Here is a 15,953-nt window from a genome sequence, read left to right as displayed (position 1 = left end):
AATATTGAAAAATCACCATCACTTTACTTAAAAAATAAACTTTTATTCATGTTTTCGATAGTTTATTTTATCTTTTTCAATTTCTTCTAAACTACGCGAAACAATTTTATGACTGCGATATTTTTCTAACAAATAGTTCTCATTACCATTTAATTGTCTGGCCCTTTTAGCTGCCATAATAATTATAGTATAAAGACTATCTGCTTTCGTGGACAGCTTTTCTGCAGAAGGTTGATTAATCATTCCTGATCTCTCCTTTCTTGTTCAGCAACAATAATTTTTTTTATTTTCCTGACTGCTTCAGCCAGGCTGTCATTAACAACCTCATAATCATAATTATGTACCTCTTTAAGTTCTTGCCGTGCATTATGAAGACGAATATTCTTTGTTTTTGCGTCTTCAGAGCCTCTTTTATCAAGTCTATTTTCGAGCTCTTTTAGAGAAGGCGGCAGCAAAAAAATATAAACAGCTTCAGGATATTTCTTTCTTACCTGCTTAGCACCCTGAGTGTCTATTTCTAAAATTATATCTTCACCTTTAGCTAACCGCTCATCAACAAACTTTTTGGGGGTTCCGTAACAGTGCCCATGAACCTTGGCACTTTCAATAAAACCATTGTTTGCTTCAATCTCTTTAAATTTTTGTTCAGAAATAAAAAAATAATCTTCTCCGTCAATTTCTCCATTCCTAGCCTGTCGAGTAGTAGCAGAAACTGAATAAGAAACACCGGAAAAGTTTTCAAATAATTCATCTAGTACAGTATTTTTTCCCACTCCAGACGGGCCAGATAATACAAATAAGATTCCTCTGTTCATTTATCTAACCTCCACTTTATTTATCATCTTCCAGGCGGTGGGAAACAGTTTCTGGCTGAATTGCAGATAAAACTACATGATCACTATCAGTAATAATAACAGCTCTTGTTCTACGACCATAGGTAGCATCAATCAACATGCCTCTTTCTCTTGCTTCCTGAATAATTCTCTTGATTGGTGCTGATTCTGGACTTACAACCGCAATAACTCTGTTTGCTGCAATAATATTGCCAAATCCAATATTAATTAAACTAACATCCATCTTTTATTACCTCCTAAAATCTCTATTTATATTTAAAAAGCTACTCAATACTCGATTTTTATCTTTTATTAATAATACCACAGCAGTTCTTTTTTGACAAGGGAATTAAAGATCATGATTGACTCACAGCAAACTTTCTTTTATACTAAAGTAAACTAAAGTTAAACTAAAATAATATTTAGAAAGCTAAATTGGAGTGATAAAAATGGCTTTTGATGGGATCTTACTATCTGCCCTTAAAGATAATCTACAAGCAAAAATTATTGGAGCAAGAATAGAAAAAGTGTATCAAATTGAACAAAAACAGTTGATTGTCAGATTAAGACAGCAAAATAAAAATCTGCAATTATTAATTTCTACTGATGCAGAAGGGGCGAGAATCAATCTAACTAATTTAGATTACGAATTTCCTGCTTATCCCCCTGACTTTTGTATGCTGTTAAGAAAATATCTTAAAAATTCTTATATCACAAAAATAATTCAACCTGAATTTGAAAGAATAATTGAAATTAATATAGAAAAAAGAGGAAAAGAATATAAATTAATTGCAGAATTAATGGGTAAATATAGTAATGTTATTTTACTTGATGATAAAGAAATAGTTTTAGATGCTATGAAAAGAATTACCAATAAACAGAGTAGTGAAAGAGAACTATATCCTGGAGTTAATTATCATTATCCTCCCGGTCAGCAAAAAATAAATCCTTTAGTTCCTCAAAATAAATTTGATTTCTTAACAGCTATTCCAGCCGACTTTAATCAGGCATCATTTAGAGCTGTAATGTTTAATTTCAGAGGTATCGGTCCTTATTCAGCTCGAGAGATTGTTCATCGTGCTGGTATAGAAAGTGGCTTAAATTATCAAGATTTATCTAGGGCGGATAAAGAAAGTTTAGCTAAATCTTTCTTGAATTTAACTACTTTAATTAAACAGCAAGAATATCAAGCTATAATTGGTTTAACAGATCATAAATTAGATTATATTTCAGCTTTCCCTTTAAATTATAGGAAAGTTACCGAAAGCAAAAGATTTACTGATTTTGATGAAATGATGGACTACTATTATAAGAACTTCTTAAAAAACAAAAAATTAAATCATTCAATTAGAGAAGTAAACAAAGTAGTTAATAATTATCTGCAAAAAACCATTAAAAAACAGGAAAAGTTAAAGCAACAATTAGCGGACAGTAAAAATGCTGAAAAATATAAAAAATACGGTGAATTAATTACTGCTAATATTTATCAAATTAAAAAAGGTAGTAATGAAGTTGAAGTTACTGATTATTATTCTTCTGACCAGTCTAAACTAAAAATCAAACTAAGACCAGATTTAACTGCCTCTGAAAATGCTCAAAAATATTTCAAAAAATATAATAAGCTTAAAAAAAGTGTGAAACATTTAAAAAGAGAAATTGCTAAATTAAGACATGAAGAAAAATATTTAAACCAGGTTAGTTTAAATATCGAACAGGCTGAAACTTTAAATGATCTTGATGAAATAAAAGATGAGCTGAAAGATGAAGGATATATTAAAAAACAGCAGAAAAAAAATCGCAAAAAGCAAACAGCTCGTTTAAAACCACGCAAATTTATTTCTAGCGATGGTTACCAAATTTTAGTTGGTAGAAATAATCGTCAAAATGATCAATTAACTAAAAAAATTGCTAATCAAGGTGATCTCTGGCTGCATACCAAAACAATAGCTGGCTCACATGTGATAATTAAGCGTGATACAGCTAAAGATGTTCCTGAACAAACAATAAATGAAGCTGCTGTTCTGGCTGCATACTACAGTAAGGCACGACAATCAAAAAATGTTCCAATAGATTATACCCAGGTAGAAAATGTCAATAAACCTAAAGGAGCAAAACCTGGTCTTGTCTATTATGATAATTATCAGACAATTTATATTGATCCAGATCTAGAAGTAATAAAAAAAATGACAGCAGATTAATTTCTGCTGTCTCTTTTTGCTGCTATAATAAATAATAATTTTAAAATAAATATTACTGCCAGCATAACTAATAAGAAATTAATAACTCGATCAGGCTGTTTTTCATAATAGGTCTGATAATTTATTAAAGCAGGTTTAACTGAAATTAATCCCCGGGCCAGTCTTACCTTCTTTACTGACTTAGCGCCAAAATTAATATAACCACTATAACCAGAACTAACTGCTGCAACAACAGATATTCTGCTTTCAGCCGCTCTCATGACTGCTGCAGACCAGCTCAGGTTATTGTAAACTACCCCCCTAAAATCACTGTTGTCAGCTGTATAAATTAGCAAATTATAATTTTTATCTAGATTTACTCTACTAACAGCTAGAGGCGTAAAAATCTCATCTGTGATTAAATTTAAATAACTGAAATCTGGTAATTCAATAAATTGACTGCTGACTGGATTTATTTTAAAGTCAATCTGATTAGCTAATATTTTTTGCAGATGTTTTTTAGCAAAAATTTGTAATCCAGCTAAAATATTATTGTTTTTTGGCAGCCTATATTTAACTTCTAAATCTGGATCTAATAATAATGAAAAAGAATTCCGTTCTTTAAAACCAGCTTTTCTATAGCTATTAACTCCTAATTGAAGATAAGTATCCTGTTGTGATTTAGTTATTTTATCTAAAAATTGCGTTCTATAATATCCATTCCTGGGTAGATCAAAATGCAGAGAATTAGCCGCTGTAAATAAATATTTGCTATTACTGGAATTAATTAACTTAGCTAATGTGGTTATTTCCTCATCTAATAGATTAAATCTATCATTAATTTGTCTATTAATAAAATTTGCTGAATCATTATTTATTAAAAGATCAATTTCTGGACCAGCTTTAGCAGCTGGAGCAGCTGCATAATAAAAATGAGGAAATGTAAAAATGAAAAATAAAATCAATAATAAAGGTACAGCTCTCTTAAAAGAAGGATTAATAAATATCTTTACTAAATATCCACCAATTAAAACTGTTAAAAAAGATACTAAAAACATTCCTCCAAAAGAAGCAAATTTCATTAAATAAGTAAAATTAGTTTGAGTATAACCAAGATAAGCAAAAGGATTTAAGTCTAAAAAATTAAAACGTAAATATTCAAGACAGCTCCAGCTTAAAGCAGCTATTAAAGGGCTATAAGAAGCTTTTGGCTGTAAGAATTTATTAACTATAAACCAGATGCTAATAAATAAAGCTGAAATAATAAAATAAATTAATAATAATAAAAAATTAAAGGAAAAAGGCATAGAAAGTTGATTTTTAAGAGGTTGATACAACCAATAAAAGCTAAGCGCAGCATTAAGTAAACCAACTATAAAAATACTAATTAACCCATGTCTAAAGTCAAGCCTCCTGCTTAAAAAATAAATAGGCAAAAATGCAAACCAACTTGCAAAAAATAGACCAGGCAAATAAAGAGGTAAACTTAATAATAATGAAGCTATAATAATCAAAATAAATTCCATATTCATTCCTCCACCGCCATTATACAATACTAAAAGCAAAAAGACCAGCATAGTGCTGGTCTTTTTAAAATATTTATTTTTATTAATACCTCTGTTAAATCAAACAACTTGAGCTAGACTAATTATTTTCTCACTAATTTCTGCTGGTACTTTATCATAATGAGAAAACTTCATAGTAAAAGATCCATAACCACCTGTAATTGATTTTAATTCAACTGCATAATTAAACATTTCTGCCTGTGGTACTTCTGCCTTAATTATCTGAACCCCATCTTGAGGATCCATGCCCTGTATCCTGCCCCGCCGGGAATTAAAATCTCCCATAATATCTCCCATAAATTCCTGGGGAACTGTTACTCTCACTTTCATAACGGGCTCTAATAAGACTGGATGAGCTAACTCAAGTCCTTTACGAAATGCCTTTGAAGCTGCAATTTTAAAGGCCATTTCTGATGAATCAACATCATGATAAGAACCATCATAAAGAATAACTTTAAAATCAACAACCGGATAGCCAGCCAGGACACCTTCTCCTTTAGCTTCAACAATACCTTTTTCTACAGCTGGTATATATTGATTTGGAATTGCTCCACCAAAAATTTCTTCTTCAAATTCAAAACCTTTGCCGCGGCTAAGGGGTTCCATTTTCATTAAAACATGACCATACTGCCCCCGACCACCAGACTGTTTTTTATATTTTTCTTCTACATTTGCCTTACCCTGAATTGTTTCACGATAGGCTACTTTAGGTTCTCTTAATTCAAAATCTATTTCATACTTACGCTTACACTCCTCTTTAATCAAAATAAAATGTATTGTCCCCATGCCAGTTAAAGTTAATTCTTTAGTTATCTTATTAAATTCAACTTTAAAGGTTGGATCTGAATCACTATAGCGCTGCAAAGCAGCAGCCATTTTTTCTTCATCTATTCCAGCAGCAGGATAAGCTGCCCGGCTATACATTGGGGCTGGAAAAATAAGCGGCCGGTAAATAACTTTTGTTTCTGGTTCACGCATAGTGGAGGAAGTTTCTAAAGCATCAATTTTAGCAACAGCACCAATCTCTCCAGCACTCAATTGATCAACATTATTCTGATTTGAACCTGCCAGCTTATAAAGTTTGCCGATTTTAATTTTTTGACCTGAATTGGCTATTTCAACTTCTTGATCTCGTTCTACATTTCCGGAAAAAACCCTAAAAATAGATAATTTACCTATATAAGGATCTACAATTGTTTTACATACCTGAGCACTAAAAGAGCTATCTGCATTTGGAAGTGGTGCCTGATCTGAATCACTTAATTCAGTTAATTGAGCTTCAGCAGCTGAAGGCAGTATTTTACTTAAATCATCCAGAAACTTAGCTACTCCACAGTTTTCAGTAGCTGAGCCAGCGAAAACAGGAACTAGTTCTTCTCCTGCAACTTCTTCTTCAAAAGCTCTAGTTAATTCCTTAATTGTTATTTCTTCACCTTCCAGATATTTGAGCATTAAATCTTCTTTTAATTCAACAATTTCTTCAGTTAATTTTAAAACATAATCAGCTACTCTTTCTTGCTCAGATTCCGGAATAGGATATGATTTTTGCTTACCTGACTCACTTTTATATAATTTTTCATCAAGCAAATCAATTATTCCAATAAACTCTCCTGCTTCATAATAGGGAATAGTTACAATAGCAAAACTATCATCATAAGTACTTCGGAGATCTTCTACTACTTGATCAAAATTTGCATCTTCTTTATCAATCTTATTAATAAAAACAGCTTTTGCTAAATCATTTTGATCTGCCAATTTCCAGACAAAGCCTGTATTAACTTCAATTCCAGCTGCAGCATCAATTAACAAAACTGCGCTTTCCACCATTTTTAAAGCACTAACAACCTCACTTCTAAAATCAGCATAACCAGGTGTATCAATAAAATGAAATAATTTATTATGCCACTCAAAATTAAAATAACTATTGTGAACTGAATGCTTATGTTCTTTTTCAACAGGTCGATAATCAGATTGCAAACTTCCTTTATCAACACTACCTGGCTGCTCAATTACTCCAGCATTATAAAGCAGCATTTCAGTTAATGTTGATTTACCCGCACCTCCATGTGATACAAAGCAAAAATTCCTAATATCTTTACTGGCAATTTCACTCATTTTTTCCACCAACCTTTCATTTTATTGTTTTTATCCTCTGGCTGTCAGTAAAAATCCCAATAATTTTCATTAACGTAAACTAGTCAATAAAATTTTATTAGCTGACAGAAGAATTGTTCTGTAAATTAATACTTCTACAAAAGTTATTTAAATTCCTTTAATTTTTTGAATATTTAATAGATAAAAAAACAGCAGCTAAACCGTTAAATAAGACCCAGTTAACAACTGCTGTTTTAATATTTACTAAATTATTTTATAATCTTTATTATTAAGCAGAATTACTCATTATTTTCTTTAACTGCTGAAGCTACATTTTTGCCAATTTCATAGCATTTTTCAAGAATTTCGCTTGAAGGAGCATGCTGTGATTCAATTACAGGGTCAACTAACTGGCAGTTAACATTTTCCTTAAATTCTTTGAGACGGTCTAGAGCACCACCACTCCAACTATAAGATCCAAAAATACCGAGTACTCTATTTTTAATATTCCTACTTTCTAGAGCTTTAAGCAGGTAATCCATTGGAGGGAATATTTCAGTATTATAAGTACAACTTCCCAGAACAATACCATTATATTTCCAAATATCATTAATAATAAAAGAAGGATGCTTTCTTGAAACATCAAATAGCCTAATTTGCTCTATTCCATTTTCAGATAGAGATCTGGCCACAGCTTCTGCCATAACTTTAGTATTACCATACATTGAACCATAAACTACTACAACTCCTTCTTCAGTTTCCTGCTGACTCCATTTATCATATTCTTGAATAATATGCGCAGGATCTTCTCGCCAGACTAATCCATGAGTTGAAGCAATCATTTCGGGCTCAATTTCTTTACCAAGTCTGCTGATTGTCCGATGAGCAACAGGACCATATTTACCAATGATATTGGAGAAATAACGCCTAATTTCATCCTCATAATGATCAATGTTAACTTCATCATCAAATAAGAATCCATTCAAAGATCCAAAGCCCCCAAAAACATCACCAGCAAATAAGATTTTATCTTTTTGATCATAGGTCATCATTGTTTCTGGCCAGTGAACCATTGGAGTTATAAAGAATTTCAGCTTACGAGATCCTAAATCAAGCTCATCACCATCTTTAATTACCTGAGTTCCTTCAGTAATTCCATAAAAGCCTTCCAGAAAATTCATTGTTTTAGCATTACCAATAATCTTCATTTCAGGATATGCTTCCAATACAGATTTGATTGAACCAGAATGATCAGGTTCCATATGATTAATAATTAAATAATCAACTTTTTTATCTCCAATCACATCTCTAACTTTTTCTAAATAAGTATCAGTATAGTTTATTTTCACTGTATCAATTAAAGCTACCTTATCATCATTAATAATATAAGAATTATATGCAATACCTTCTGGTAAAGGCCAGAGGGATTCGAAAAGATCTGTTTCTTTGTCGTTTACTCCTACCCAGTGAACTTTGTCTGTTAATTTTATAGAATTATACAAATAAATCTCCTCCTTATATTTATATCTTAAATTCTTCTTTTAATAAAATTCTCCTGCTTATTTACTCGACTTTTTTTCTCAACTTTGTCAGTATATCTCTAAAATCATCTTTCAAGTCTGCAACAAACTCTATCCTATAACCTGTACCTGGATGTTCAATAATTAAACGTCTAGCATGAAGAAGCTGTCTAGTTACTGCTAGCTTATTCTGTGAGCCGTATTTTCTATCACCTACAACAGGATAACCTAAGTAAGAAAAGTGAACTCTAATCTGATGGGTTCTGCCAGTTTCAATCTTAACTTCAACTAAGGTATAGCCAGCAAATTTTTCTAACACTTTAAAACGACTAACTGCTTTTTTACTGTTCCTTTTTCGCACTGCCATTTTTTTGCGATGTCCAGGATCTCTACCAATTGGAGCATCAATTTTTCCTTTTTCATATGGCAAATCTCCTTCTAAAAGAGCATAATAATATTTTTCTACTTTACGCTCTTTAAACTGAGCTGCCAGTGATTTATGACTTCTATCATTCTTAGCTACAATTAAAATACCAGAAGTATCTTTATCCAGTCGATGGACAATCCCGGGTCTTTTAACTCCATTAATTGTAGAAAGATTATCAACTTCTGCCAGCAGAGCATTTACAATTGTATCATCATAGTGGCCCGGGGCAGGGTGAACAACTCGGTCTGCTCTTTTATTAATAACAATTATATCAGTATCCTGATAAACAATATCTAAAGGCATTGCTACAGCTTCAATCTCACTTGACTTTGCTTCGACTAAAATTTTAACTTGATCCCCAATTTTAAGCTGATAACTATTCTGAACTTTTTCATCAGCAACAGTTATTTTAGCTGCTGCAATCAAATTTTGAATATATGAACGTGAAAAATCATCCAACTGAGCCGCCAAAAATTTATCAATTCTCTGACCTGCTCCTGATTCCGTTATATTTAAATTAATTTTTTCCATTCTAACACCTCAATTTTCAAGCAGAAAAGCTCTATAAATTAGTAATAAACTACCTATACAAATAAGTATATCAGCTAGATTAATAACAGGAAGATTAGAAAAGCTGAACAAATTAAAAGCTAAAAAATCAACCACATAATGCAGCCAAAATCGATCTATTAAATTGGATAATCCACCAGCTAAGATAAAACTTAGTGCTAATGATCCTATTAAATCAGCTTGCAGATTTTTATAGTAAAAAAAACTAAGTAATATCAACAGTAAAATACTAAGAAAAATAAATAAATAACGCTGACCACTCAAAATTCCAAAAGCAGCTCCTCTATTCTTAATAAAAGTTAAATAGACAAAATCTACTCCAAATTTTAAATGCTCAAACTCAGCTAAGTTATTTCTAATCCAGAATTTAATTAACTGATCAAATCCCAATAATAAAATTGTAAAGACCATCATCTGCATAAACTCAACTCCAATAATAATTTTAACATATCGCTTTAATTTAAACAATTAAATTTAGGCTTTTATATTATTCTGTTATATGTTAGTATTAGAAAAGGATGATTATTTACCCGTCCTCTCACATCCGAAAAGTAAATAAAGGATAGATTAAAATGGAAAAAATTTTCACAGAAACACAAAAGATAAGGGTTAAGTCAATTTTATTTTTAGCATTACCAGCTATGATGGAAATGTCACTTAATACTCTGGTAGGCATGGCGGATACAGTTATGATTAGCCGTTTTATCGGTAAAGAAGCTCTAGCCGCTGTTGGTTTTGCAAATCAAATTATTTTTACATTAATTTTTGTTTTCTCTGCTTTTAACGCTGGAGCAACTGCTATGATTTCAAGAAGTTATGGGGAAAATAATCGTCAAAGAATGAATAAAATAATGAACGAAAACCTGAGTCTTAATATTTTATTGGGAGTAATTATAACAGTTTTTACTTTCTTTTTTGCTAGACAAATCTTAAATGTTTATGATATTACTGAAAAAGTGAGCAATTATGGAAGTACTTATCTGCGTTATATTGCTATTGGACAGATTTTTATGTTTATTTCTTTTGCAGCTGCTGCTTCCTTAAGAGGCGCTGGTGATACTAAAACTCCGATGTATATTACTGGTATTTCAAATATTTTAAATATTATTGGTAATTATTTATTAATAACTGGTTTTGGTATCTTTCCTGAATTAGGAATAGCTGGAGCAGCAATTTCTACTGCTTTTGCAAGATTCTTTGCTGCTGCTATGTACTTATCAATTTTTAAAAGTAAAAATAGTCGGTTGAGATTACATTTAAAAGAAATGAAGATAACTAAAACAATTTTTAAACCTTTGATTAATTTAAGTTATGCAGCTGGCATAGAACAGTTATTTATGCAGTTGGCCTTTTTTGTTAATGGTATTTTTGTTTCTAAATTAGATACAACTGCTGAAGCATCTTTCCGAATTCTTTTAAACATTGAGTCTATCTCTTTTATGCCAGCAATAGGTATAGCAATTGCTGCTACTACCATAGTTGGTAAACATTTGGGAGAAAATAATCCTCAAGAATCCTTAAAAAGTGGCTTAACTGCAGCTATTTTAGGAACCATTATTGGAACTTCAATTGCTATGTTCTATTTTTTACTGCCTGATTTTGCTTTGCGTATCTTTACTAATGAAAAACAGGTTATTGATTATTCGGCACCTGTTTTAAAAATTGTTGCCTTTAATCAGAGCTTTTTAGCATTTGTTTCTATAATGATTGGAGGCTTACGAGGTGCTGGAGATACTAAAGGTGCTATGTATATTACAATTTTTAGACTCTGGATAATTTTTGTACCTCTTTCTTATTATCTTATTGTAATTAAAGATCTTGGGGTTGCTGGAGTCTGGCTAGCTGAAGTTAGTTCATTTTTATTGATCTCACTTATTGTTATTAGACGATTCACTAAAATGAAATGGGCTGAGATTAATTTTTTTAATGAACAGGCTTAATCAGACTATAAAATAAAATGAGAAAATAAAAAGCTGCCTTGTAAGGCAGCTTTTTTTATTTCTTGTTTTTCTTTTTACTTTTTAACAATTTAATTCTAAAGAAATCTTCTCTCTCTTTTTCTTCTAAAGTTTCTTCAATAAATTTAACTGTAGTTTTATAACGAGGAATCATAATATTTTCCAGAGCATTAGCTCTCTTCTGAGTTTTTTTGATAGAAGTAGCCAGCCTATAAACTGAAGTTTCTATTTCTGCCAGACGACTGATCAATTGAACTACTTTCTGAAAATTTTCGTAAGCTCTATCAAGAGCAAGATTAGTCTTATAAAAGCTATAATGAGGTGCTATTTCAGCTGTTAGTTCCTCAACTTCAGGAATCTCCACTCCCATTACACTATAAGATCTAATTTTTACATTATCAATTAAATTAATCCCGCCTGCAATTTCCTCAACTGTCTGAATCCCCTGAGTAATATCAACAATCTGCAGAGCTTCATACGCATTATAAAAATATTTATTAATTTGAGACTGGATTTCTTTTGCTGCATCAATTCTATCCATCATCTCTTTAATCAAGACATTTCTTTTTTTATCGAGTAACTCATACCCTTCCTCTGCCAGCTCAAGTGAGTTTTTAGTTGCAAGTAAATTACTCTTGGTAGGTGATACTTTAAGCTTTGCCATCTTGATCGTTTCCTCGGTAATATTTCTGGAGCAGATCTTCTGCAATCCGGTCCAGTTCATGACGCGGCAGAGTAGAGATTAATTCCCAGGCTAAATCTAAACTTTCTGCAATACTTCGATTAGTATGATTATCCTGATTCAAAAATTTATTTTCAAATTCATCCCCAAAAGCAAGATATTCTTGATCAAGTTCAGATAATTCATCTTCTCCAATAACTGAAGCAAGTGATTTAACCTCTTGAACATGAGAATAAGCAGCATAAAGCTGACTTGAAACATCTGGATGATCTTCTCGAGTAAAATCAGCTCCAATTCCATCTTTCATTAACCGCGACAAAGATGGTAAGATATTAATTGGTGGATATACATTTCGCTGAGATAAATCTCTTTCCAATACAATTTGTCCCTCCGTAATATATCCGGTTAAATCAGGAATTGGATGGGTAATATCATCATTAGGCATGGTTAAAATTGGAATTTGAGTTATTGAACCTGATCTTCCTTTAATCATTCCAGCCCGTTCATAAAGACTGGCTAGATCACTATATAGATAACCAGGATATCCTTTTCTACTTGGAACTTCTCCCCGTCGGGAAGATAATTCACGTAATGCTTCCGAATAGCTTGTCATATCAGTCATAACGACCAGAATATGCATATTTTCTTCAAAAGCTAGATATTCAGCTGCAGTCAAAGCAACCCGGGGAGCGATAATTCTTTCTACTGAAGGATCATCGGCCAAATTAGTATACATAACAACATTTTGTAAAACTCCACTTTCTTCAAAACTTTTGACAAAATAACGCGCTTCATCATGTTTAATTCCCATTGCACAAAAAACTACCGCAAAATTTTCGTTTTCATCACCAATTTTTGCCTGTCTGGTTATTTGAGCTGCTAATTCATTATGAGGCAGACCATTACCAGAAAATATCGGTAATTTTTGACCTCTAATTAAAGTCATTAAACCATCAATAGCAGAAATTCCTGTTTGAATATAATCGCGAGGATACTGACGTGAATAAGGATTAATTGGATTACCATTTATATTATATTTGTTTTCAGAATAAATATCACCACCATCATCAATTGCTTCACCAACACCGTTAAAAACTCTTCCTAAAATATCTTTAGTTAAAGCTACTTTCATTGGTTCCTGCAAAAATTTAACCCGACTCTGATTAATATTTAAGCCTGTACTTCCTTCAAATACCTGAACTACAGCTCGATTGGAGCTAACCTGCAATACCCTCCCTTTCCGTATTTCTCCATCAGGAGCAGTTATTTCTACCATTTCATCATAGCCAACGTTTTCTATACCTTCCACAACTATTAAAGGACCATTTATATTAGCCAGTCCTGTATATTCTTTTTTTAACATCATTAAATCACCCACTAATTTTTATAGTTATCAGCAAGTTCCTGGTAAAATTTATCTATTTCATTTTTAAAATCTTTTATTTGAACAATATCATCATTAGCAACTGTATTTTTCAACCGCATTAATTTGCTAAATAATTCATTGTTTTTCACCTTGCTGATTGGTACATTCTTCTTAACCAGAGGTAAAGCCTGATCATAAAGATAGAAAATAACATGCATAATCCAGTACTGCTTCTCAATATTTGAATATCTGTCAATATCATCAAACGCATTCTGCTGTAGAAAACCAATTTTTATTAAACGAGCAATTTCCAAAATTAAGCGCTGATTATCTGGCAAGACATCTTCACCAACAAGTTTTACTATATCTTGTAATCTTGATTCTTCTTTTAATAGCGCCATTGCTCTGCTTCTTAGTTCAATCCAATCTTCATTAACTTGTTCTTTAAACCAGGGAGCTAATTCAGCCAGATATTCACTATAACTATCCAACCAATTAACAGCTGGAAAATGACGAGAAGCAGCTAATGACTTGTCTAATGCCCAGAAACAGCGGACAAAACGTTTAGTATTTTGCGTAACTGGCTCAGAAAAGTCCGCTCCAGGAGGAGAAACTGCTCCAATTAGTGAAATTGATCCTTCGCTCTCCTGAGCAAGAGTTTTAACCAGACCAGCTCTTTCGTAAAATTCAGCTAATCTAGTTGGTAAATAAGCAGGAAAACCTTCTTCAGCTGGCATTTCTTCCAACCGACCGGAAATCTCACGCAGTGCTTCTGCCCAGCGTGAAGTAGAGTCAGCCATAATTGCTACATTGTAGCCCATATCTCGATAATATTCAGCTAAAGTAATACCCGTATAAATACTGGCTTCTCTAGCTGACACGGGCATATTTGAAGTGTTAGCAATTAAAACTGTTCTTTCCATCATTGATTTACCAGTAGCAGGATCTGTTAGTTCCGGAAATTCTTCCAGTACATCTGTCATTTCATTACCGCGTTCACCACAGCCAATATAAATAATTAAATCAGCATCAGACCATTTAGCTAACTGATGCTGAGTCATTGTTTTGCCAGCACCAAACCCACCTGGAATCGCAGCTGTACCACCTTTAGCAATCGGAAAAAATGTATCGAGAACTCTCTGTCCTGTTAGCAATGGTTCTGTTAAAGCAAGCCTTTCTGCATAAGGGCGGGGACTTCTGATCGGCCATTCCTGATACAGCTTTATTTCGTATTCATTTTCTTCATCCTTTAATCTAACAATTACCTGATCAATTGTATAGCGGCCATCAGGGACTACTTCTATTACTTCCCCTTTTTTACCAGGGGGAACCATAATTTTATGAGTAATAACAGAAGTTTCTTCTACTTCAGCTACTATCTGTCCTGCCTTTAAATAATCACCCTGAGCAACCTTTATTTCCAGATCCCATTCTTTTTCTGGATTTAAAGAATCTACCTTAGCTCCCCGAGCTATAAAAGGACCATTTTTTTCTTCTAAAAAAGGAAGAGGGCGTTGAATTCCATCAAAAATATTACCTATAATTCCCGGGCCAAGCTGAACTGATAATGGATAACCTGTAGAAAAAACTGGTTCACCTGGCTTCATACCTCCGGTTTCTTCATAAACCTGAATAGTTGCTGTATCACCATCAAGCTCTATTATTTCACCAACCAATTTCATTTCACCAACATAAACAAGTTCTCTCATTATATAGCCTGTCATACCTTCTGCTTCAACAACAGGACCATTAATAAACTTTACTTTACCCTGTTTTTCCATTGTTACCAACTCCTAAAGAACCTCAATTATTTATTCTAAAATATGATTTTTTAATTCAATAGCAATTTCTTCTTTATAAGAATCAATTAAAGCAGCAAAAGTATTTTCAATTAATTGCTGATTAGAACAAGTTTCAATAATAAAACCTCCAGATTTTACTCTATCTGAAACTGACAGCTCAAACTCATAATCTTTCATTTCTAATTCAAGTAAATTTTTTAGATCATCAAGTAAATTTTGATCTGCTTTGCGCAGCCAAATTTTAAATCTATTATCCGGCAGAGCAGAAGCAGAATTTTTAATTGAGTTAAAAATAAAAAGATAATAATCCTGATCTGATGTAAAATCAGCTAATCTTTGTTCTAATTCAGTTATAAAATTTGCCAGACATTCATTCAATTTAGAACGGCGTTTATTTTTTTTATTTAAAATAGCCCGTGAAATAATTTGTTCTCTTTTCTGATCAGCCTGACTTTGATATGATTTTAAAATACTTTCCTGCTGTGTTTTTAAATCCTGTTGAAAGTTTTCGTAATTGTTTTCTAGTTCCTGGCGTTTAGCTTCAATCTGACTAGAATTATCAGCTTTAACTTCATCAATTATTTCTGTTTTTATAGCCATTATCTTTTCAGCTATATCCATCAATTTTCACCTCTTTTAACTAAAGTTTAATCCCAATTGATTCCTGAACATAATTAGTTATATATTCTTGATCCTGATCAGGGTCAACATGACGATCAGGGATTTCCAAAATTAATGGTAGCCCAGCTGATAATTTTAACTCATCCACCAGTTCTGGTACCAATTCTGCTAATTTTCTAGTAATCAGCAAAATCCCAATTTCTGGGTCATCTTTAACCCGATTAATTTCTGCTATTACTTCTTCTCGACTATGAATAACCTTACCATTGATTCCTACTAAACGGAGTCCAACATTAGTATCAATATTATCACTTATACAATAGATTTTCATAGAATCA

15 protein-coding genes are annotated in these 15,953 nt (G+C 32.3%); 2 read left to right on the top strand and 13 right to left on the bottom strand.

Translation table 11 applies throughout. The features are described 5' to 3' along the window. Positions 1–42: 42 nt before the first annotated feature. The 3 genes from rpoZ to remA are packed head-to-tail and all read right to left on the bottom strand — an operon-like array spanning position 43 to position 1,077. Positions 43–243, bottom strand: a complete 201-nt coding sequence (rpoZ, locus tag BMZ74_RS03685; RefSeq protein WP_089859880.1) for a DNA-directed RNA polymerase subunit omega — start codon at positions 241–243, stop codon at positions 43–45. Further along, the gene (gmk, locus tag BMZ74_RS03680; protein ID WP_089859877.1) at positions 240–815 is read right to left on the bottom strand and encodes a guanylate kinase; all 576 of its coding nucleotides are present in this window, start codon (positions 813–815) and stop codon (positions 240–242) included. The genes rpoZ and gmk overlap by 4 nt, the downstream gene beginning before the upstream one ends. A gap of 16 nt (positions 816–831) precedes the next feature. Beyond that, the gene (gene remA / locus BMZ74_RS03675) at positions 832–1,077 is read right to left on the bottom strand and encodes an extracellular matrix/biofilm regulator RemA (protein ID WP_089859872.1); all 246 of its coding nucleotides are present in this window, start codon (positions 1,075–1,077) and stop codon (positions 832–834) included. A 205-nt stretch (positions 1,078–1,282) separates the two neighbouring features. On the opposite strand from remA, the gene BMZ74_RS03670 reads away from it, so the two are divergent. Further along, the gene (locus tag BMZ74_RS03670) at positions 1,283–3,031 is read left to right on the top strand and encodes an Rqc2 family fibronectin-binding protein (protein WP_089859869.1); all 1,749 of its coding nucleotides are present in this window, start codon (positions 1,283–1,285) and stop codon (positions 3,029–3,031) included. Here the strand turns inward: BMZ74_RS03670 and BMZ74_RS03665 are convergent. The 5 genes from BMZ74_RS03665 to lspA all read right to left on the bottom strand — a co-directional run bounded on the left by BMZ74_RS03665 (position 3,028) and on the right by lspA (position 9,654). Beyond that, positions 3,028–4,536: a hypothetical protein gene (locus tag BMZ74_RS03665; RefSeq protein ID WP_089859866.1), complete on the bottom strand. Its 1,509-nt coding sequence runs from the start codon at positions 4,534–4,536 to the stop codon at positions 3,028–3,030. The genes BMZ74_RS03670 and BMZ74_RS03665 overlap by 4 nt on opposite strands. A gap of 99 nt (positions 4,537–4,635) precedes the next feature. Further along, complete coding sequence (gene fusA / locus BMZ74_RS03660; RefSeq protein ID WP_089859863.1) at positions 4,636–6,690, bottom strand: elongation factor G; 2,055 nt, start codon at positions 6,688–6,690, stop codon at positions 4,636–4,638. Between the two features lie 278 nt (positions 6,691–6,968). Further along, positions 6,969–8,171: an FprA family A-type flavoprotein gene (locus BMZ74_RS03655; protein WP_089859860.1), complete on the bottom strand. Its 1,203-nt coding sequence runs from the start codon at positions 8,169–8,171 to the stop codon at positions 6,969–6,971. A gap of 61 nt (positions 8,172–8,232) precedes the next feature. Then, entirely contained in the window at positions 8,233–9,147 is a 915-nt protein-coding gene (locus BMZ74_RS03650; protein ID WP_089859857.1) for an RluA family pseudouridine synthase, read from the bottom strand. Positions 9,148–9,156: 9 nt separating this feature from the next. Continuing rightward, positions 9,157–9,654, bottom strand: coding sequence for a signal peptidase II (lspA, locus tag BMZ74_RS03645; protein ID WP_245750803.1), 498 nt, complete (start codon positions 9,652–9,654; stop codon positions 9,157–9,159). 104 nt (positions 9,655–9,758) lie between these two features. Between lspA and BMZ74_RS03640 the strand changes: the two genes are divergently transcribed. Continuing rightward, positions 9,759–11,126 (top strand): MATE family efflux transporter, encoded by a 1,368-nt coding sequence (locus BMZ74_RS03640; RefSeq protein WP_089859854.1) that lies wholly within the window; start codon positions 9,759–9,761, stop codon positions 11,124–11,126. Between the two features lie 55 nt (positions 11,127–11,181). On the opposite strand, the gene BMZ74_RS03635 is transcribed toward BMZ74_RS03640, so the two are convergent. The 5 genes from BMZ74_RS03635 to BMZ74_RS03615 are packed head-to-tail and all read right to left on the bottom strand — an operon-like array spanning position 11,182 to position 15,946. Beyond that, positions 11,182–11,808: a V-type ATP synthase subunit D gene (locus tag BMZ74_RS03635; protein WP_177181355.1), complete on the bottom strand. Its 627-nt coding sequence runs from the start codon at positions 11,806–11,808 to the stop codon at positions 11,182–11,184. Continuing rightward, positions 11,795–13,189 (bottom strand): V-type ATP synthase subunit B, encoded by a 1,395-nt coding sequence (locus tag BMZ74_RS03630; protein WP_089859851.1) that lies wholly within the window; start codon positions 13,187–13,189, stop codon positions 11,795–11,797. The genes BMZ74_RS03635 and BMZ74_RS03630 overlap by 14 nt, the downstream gene beginning before the upstream one ends. A 14-nt stretch (positions 13,190–13,203) precedes the next feature. Next, entirely contained in the window at positions 13,204–14,973 is a 1,770-nt protein-coding gene (locus BMZ74_RS03625; RefSeq protein ID WP_089859848.1) for a V-type ATP synthase subunit A, read from the bottom strand. 30 nt (positions 14,974–15,003) lie between these two features. Continuing rightward, on the bottom strand, positions 15,004–15,594 hold the full coding sequence (locus tag BMZ74_RS03620; RefSeq protein ID WP_177181354.1) for a V-type ATP synthase subunit E: 591 nt from the start codon (positions 15,592–15,594) through the stop codon (positions 15,004–15,006). Between the two features lie 40 nt (positions 15,595–15,634). Beyond that, positions 15,635–15,946, bottom strand: coding sequence for a V-type ATP synthase subunit F (locus BMZ74_RS03615; RefSeq protein ID WP_089859842.1), 312 nt, complete (start codon positions 15,944–15,946; stop codon positions 15,635–15,637). Positions 15,947–15,953 lie beyond the last annotated feature (7 nt).

It is taken from the genome of Halanaerobium salsuginis (assembly GCF_900114545.1).
Lineage (GTDB): Bacteria > Bacillota > Halanaerobiia > Halanaerobiales > Halanaerobiaceae > Halanaerobium > Halanaerobium salsuginis.
Note: the sequence above shows the minus strand (reverse complement) of the source record. Positions and strands in the feature narration are given on the sequence as shown.

Excerpts from the sequence above, each read along its gene's own strand:
- BMZ74_RS03670 (WP_089859869.1), top strand. The coding sequence starts at position 1,283 with ATGGCTTTTGATGGGATCTTACTATCTGCCCTTAAAGATAATCTACAA.
- fusA (WP_089859863.1), bottom strand. The coding sequence starts at position 6,690 with ATGAGTGAAATTGCCAGTAAAGATATTAGGAATTTTTGCTTTGTATCA.
- BMZ74_RS03620 (WP_177181354.1), bottom strand. The coding sequence starts at position 15,594 with ATGGCTATAAAAACAGAAATAATTGATGAAGTTAAAGCTGATAATTCT.
- BMZ74_RS03630 (WP_089859851.1), bottom strand. The coding sequence starts at position 13,189 with ATGTTAAAAAAAGAATATACAGGACTGGCTAATATAAATGGTCCTTTA.
- BMZ74_RS03650 (WP_089859857.1), bottom strand. The coding sequence starts at position 9,147 with ATGGAAAAAATTAATTTAAATATAACGGAATCAGGAGCAGGTCAGAGA.
- gmk (WP_089859877.1), bottom strand. The coding sequence starts at position 815 with ATGAACAGAGGAATCTTATTTGTATTATCTGGCCCGTCTGGAGTGGGA.
- remA (WP_089859872.1), bottom strand. The coding sequence starts at position 1,077 with ATGGATGTTAGTTTAATTAATATTGGATTTGGCAATATTATTGCAGCA.
- BMZ74_RS03615 (WP_089859842.1), bottom strand. The coding sequence starts at position 15,946 with ATGAAAATCTATTGTATAAGTGATAATATTGATACTAATGTTGGACTC.
- BMZ74_RS03625 (WP_089859848.1), bottom strand. The coding sequence starts at position 14,973 with ATGGAAAAACAGGGTAAAGTAAAGTTTATTAATGGTCCTGTTGTTGAA.
- BMZ74_RS03665 (WP_089859866.1), bottom strand. The coding sequence starts at position 4,536 with ATGGAATTTATTTTGATTATTATAGCTTCATTATTATTAAGTTTACCT.
- BMZ74_RS03635 (WP_177181355.1), bottom strand. The coding sequence starts at position 11,808 with ATGGCAAAGCTTAAAGTATCACCTACCAAGAGTAATTTACTTGCAACT.
- rpoZ (WP_089859880.1), bottom strand. The coding sequence starts at position 243 with ATGATTAATCAACCTTCTGCAGAAAAGCTGTCCACGAAAGCAGATAGT.
- BMZ74_RS03640 (WP_089859854.1), top strand. The coding sequence starts at position 9,759 with ATGGAAAAAATTTTCACAGAAACACAAAAGATAAGGGTTAAGTCAATT.